Genomic DNA, 4,341 nt, shown 5'->3' with positions numbered 1-4,341 from the left:
TTTGTGGAACGTATTCAGATTACCATCCGGCACCACCGTCTTCAAATGGTTATATGATAATATTTTCATTCATCTGGCGACGCCTTATTTCGGTGCATTTGTGCAGGCGGTGTTGTATATGTTGCTGTGTTGGTCAGTTGGGTATTGGATGGATAAGAAGAAGATCTATGTGAGAGTGTAGGAAGTAAACCTATCAACCTGTATTCCTGGTCAACTGGTTAACTCGTCAACTGGTCAACTAGTTAACTTGTCAACTAAATCAACCCCGTTCTTTCCATAAAAGCATTATTAAACACCCGCTGCGTCACCTCATCCAACAACTTGTGTCTCGCCGTCAACCATTTGTTTACCGCCGCATCGCCATACATTTGGCGAATGCGCGGTTCGGTTAGGTTGAAGTTGATCTTGCCCCAGTGTAAGGCATAGGGGAGGCCGATCGCTTCAAACCGGTTCCACACGCTGCTGAAGAATTGGCGGCTGGTGGCCGATTCAACGCCATCCATTTCCAGCACACAGGTCTTTTTGAATTTAGTGAAGCCAAGGGTGGCCTGCGTACCTTTTACAAAACGCAGGGCCAGCGCGCCGGCAAACGGTGTCTTTTTGTTTAGTTCCACAATTTCTTCAATAGCGCGGCTGGCATTAGAAGTGCCGATGGCAATGGCGGCGCTCGCTGCTTTGCCCCGGAATTTGGTGTTGGTAAAGATCTCGCCAATAGTGCCGGTAGCCTGTTCATTGGCGGCAAACGCCAGCGGAAATAATTTGGTTACCAGTGGCGGCACCAGTTTTTGCGTAAGCTTCTTACCGATATTATCTAAAACAGTTTGTACCAGGCCAAGCAGTTCATCGCCATATTGAAATTTACCGGCGGGTAAGGCGGGTTTGTCGTAATCAGTTCTATAAGGCGTTTTATACATGGCTCTCAGGAATACGCCTTTGTCTGCATCGTCAACGGCAAAGCGATGCGGATTTACGATCACTTCAAAATGATATAAACTACGGCCGGGGCTTTCGGGCGGGAAGGGGAGAAAATCATCGAGCGCCTCGAATTGCCATTCATTGATAGCTTGTTTTAGTTTGTCGTTATATGGAATGTTTGATGAGGTGTGTTTCTCCAGCAGGAAAATAGGTTCTGTTTCCAGCAGTATACCATGTACAAAACCAAAACTGCCAAAACTTACTACGGCGGAATTGAACAGATCATCATCACGAAACACTTCAGCGCCCAGCCAGTCGGTAAAGGCTTGCGAGGCTACGGGGTACGATGCCCGTTCGAGCCACACATGACGATTGGCGCCGGTGACAAGATGTAAACCGACAATGGCATCATGTACGGCGCCCACTTTAAACCCGGCGCCATGAGTGCCCGTAGCAGTAGCGCCTGCAATGGTTTGTCCGTTACTGGCGCCGGAAGCACGCAGGCAACGCATCCAGCCATTCTCTTCTTCCAGCTCCTTGTTCATTTGTAAAATGCTCATGCCGCATTGCGTAAAAACAAGGTCTTGTGCAGTTTTACCAGTAGCGAGGTATGAAGGCGATAAAAAACTATTGCCCATGCTAAAGAACGTTCGCAGCTCACGGGTATCAACCAGTCCGCCATTACAAACTGCCACATCGCTAAAGCTCCAGCCATTGCCAAGCGCCCGCAGGCGGATGTTATTGTCAATGGCATGTTGTATCAACCATTGAAAGTTTTTTGTGGTAGCCTGGTAATTCTTTTCCTGTTGGGAGAAATCGAAGGGCAGCCGAAGATTAAAACTGGCATCTTTTGTTAATGTAACAGTAAAGTTCTGGTGACCGTTTTGCCAGTCGGTAATGGGGAGCGCAAGAATGCCATCAGGTAAAGCCATGTGTTTTTAGTTGTATTTTTTTAACTGGTCAACTCGTCAACTCTATACTAATTTCCTAAATGACCCGGTTGCGGGTTAGGCGGGGCGCAACACCAGCTGATCTTCTGAGGTATTACAATTCCCAAAGTAATAACCGTTAATAACACGTGTGCCGGCGTTGATTTTACTACCACTTTATTGAGGTGATTGTACCGTTTATCGCATTGTGGACGAATGTCTTTCGACTGGATCAATCCCCAACAGTAATGCCAAACGGTAGTGTCTTTGTTGATGTTGGTGGCGTCGGCGCAATCGTATTCGGTAATTATTTTAGTGCTGCTGCAACTTATCAATATGCAGGTTGTTGCGGGTAGAAAAGTTAAAAGAAAAAATGACAGTGTTTTGGTGAATGTGACAGGCAATTGCATATGATTTATTTATTAGTACGTGGGTAGGAGTGGGAACGGTAAAAAAGACACCCAAATCTAGGGGTTTGTCACGGGCATACCAATACCACAATGGGGGTAACAAAATTTAATGATGAATGTCAAAATATTCATTAATTACAAAGCAGTATCAAACAGTCGATTATCATTTGTGTGCAGAAATGTGTGAAAATTATGACAACAACTTTTATGTAGTTGTATATCAAAATGCGTTTACTTTGAAGGTCCGGGACAAACTACTCGTGAAAATATAAGAAACGATTGTTCCACCCCAGGTAGCACAACAATAAAACATAGGTATGCAAACGCTCTCTCCCCGAAAATACGTGCAAACAAAGGCACGCACATTGCCCGTGAGTAAATGTATGGTGAATAAAGACTGGGAAGAAAGTCAGATCGCCAATGTATCGGTAATGCGAAAACATACGAACGGAAATGTTACTATTGGTTTGTATCGGGTTGATCTGTTGTGTCTCGGGGTAAAAGACACCGTGTTTTTTTTCAATACCTCAGAAAATGAATTTTTTGAAGAATACGGCCAGGAGTTGGCAGATTTCAAGGAAATAGATTATGCCCTTGCGCACAATATTGTTTATGCCGGTCATGATTTTGCCCTCGAGTTTGATATTCATCCTCACCACAATTTTGAAATTACCCGCTATATTCTGGAAGAAGACAATAATGCAGTACCGGTGATCGATGTTCCTTTAGGTACTGACGGATTGCCACATTTGATCGTGGAACGTTCAGGGCAGTTTGCCGAGGTACTGGCCAAGTTGAAACAATATGCAGGCGAAGGAAATTATTATTATACCATCGAGGAACCAGGCGTGCCACCCCGGTTACGGGAAGATTCATCTGGCATCAACCTGTTAATAGATAACATTCCACCCGGTGAAGTAAGTTTAAGCAATGTGCAGAACATTCGCTCAGACGATATGTTGAATACCGAAAAGGTACAGCAACGATCGGTGTTGGAGCAGATCACCATTCATGCAGAACTGCTCACCCGGTTACTTCCCCCCGAAATAAATACCTGCACACCCCAAGAAGAAGTGCAATGGCACGAGATGTGGGATGAAATTGGCCATGGTGCAGAAGCACCCAATAACGTGCTGGAAGAACATTTTGAAGAACACCTGGCCGTGGTAAAGCAAACTGATGACCTCGCCGACTTGCTGGATCGCAACAATGAACAACTGATGCGTCAGTTTGAAGATGGTATGGCGGCACTGGCTAACGAGTATGCGCACAATCCATTGGCCCTGCAAACCATTTACGAACAGGGCGTGCTGCTCGATCTTCCTTCCTTATGCGACGTGGCCAAAAAGCATGCGGTCAAAATGTACAAATATTATCCGGTGTTGAACTTTAGCCTGGCGTTAGGCGCGCTGATCCAACAGGAGCAGGATAGTCGGTTTGATCAGATCTATACACACCGGGATATACGCGAAGCAGTACCGGGATATGAACAATACCATTCATCAGAAGTGATCAATTTCTGGTTAACGCGCTTATGGGTTTGCCTGGAACAAAAAGATATCAAACGCGCCGTACAATATTATTTTATGCTGGTTGATGGTAAGGCCACCGGCTGGTTATTATTACCCGTGTTGGAGAAGTATGTGGAGGTGTTGTATCGGTATAATAAGGCGCTGAAGGATTTAGAGGAGACTGATGGTGCGTAGGTTGGAAGTTGACCAGTTAACCAGTTGACCAGTTAACCAGGAATACAAGTTGATAGAGTTGACGGGGTTGATAGAGTTGACAAGTTAACAGGTTAACAAGTTAACAAGTTAACAAGTTGACCAGTTAACCACTTGATCAGTTAACCAGTTGAACAGTTGACCAGGAATAAACGTTGATAGTGTTGACGGAGTTGACAGCTTAAAGAGACCGTGAGCGAAGTCGAGGGCTCGACTTTTTAATTTCTCTGTTTTTCGTTTTTAATTTCTCTGCTTCGCCCGCCGAAGCTTTAGCGTTGGAGGGCCTTTTGCCCAAAAAGTAAATTTTTTTTCAAATTGCCCCATGTAATAATACACGCCTCTTAATAACGATAAAGTCACTCA

Annotated in this window: 3 protein-coding genes and 1 pseudogene; 2 read left to right on the top strand and 2 right to left on the bottom strand. The window is 45.0% G+C overall.

The genetic code is table 11. From position 1 onward, the window contains the following. Nucleotides 1-181, top strand: a pseudogene (locus tag ACJ751_RS19655) (DUF5009 domain-containing protein); the annotation flags it as partial. Between the two features lie 73 nt (nt 182-254). On the opposite strand, the gene ACJ751_RS19650 reads toward ACJ751_RS19655, so the two are convergent. Together ACJ751_RS19650 and ACJ751_RS19645 are read right to left on the bottom strand one after the other, a co-directional pair. Beyond that, on the bottom strand, nt 255-1,847 hold the full coding sequence (locus ACJ751_RS19650) for an FAD-binding protein (RefSeq protein WP_407747224.1): 1,593 nt from the start codon (nt 1,845-1,847) through the stop codon (nt 255-257). Nucleotides 1,848-1,894: 47 nt separating this feature from the next. Next, a complete protein-coding gene (locus ACJ751_RS19645; protein WP_407747223.1) occupies nt 1,895-2,254 on the bottom strand; it encodes a hypothetical protein in 360 nt (119 codons plus the stop codon). Nucleotides 2,255-2,571: 317 nt separating this feature from the next. On the opposite strand from ACJ751_RS19645, the gene ACJ751_RS19640 reads away from it, so the two are divergent. Continuing rightward, the gene (locus ACJ751_RS19640) at nt 2,572-3,960 is read left to right on the top strand and encodes a hypothetical protein (RefSeq protein WP_407747222.1); all 1,389 of its coding nucleotides are present in this window, start codon (nt 2,572-2,574) and stop codon (nt 3,958-3,960) included. Nucleotides 3,961-4,341: the final 381 nt, after the last annotated feature.

This window comes from Niastella sp. (genome assembly GCF_045805085.1).
In the GTDB taxonomy this organism is placed as follows: domain Bacteria; phylum Bacteroidota; class Bacteroidia; order Chitinophagales; family Chitinophagaceae; genus Niastella.
The sequence above is the reverse complement of the archived record's forward strand: the minus strand, read 5'-3'. Positions and strand labels throughout refer to the sequence as shown.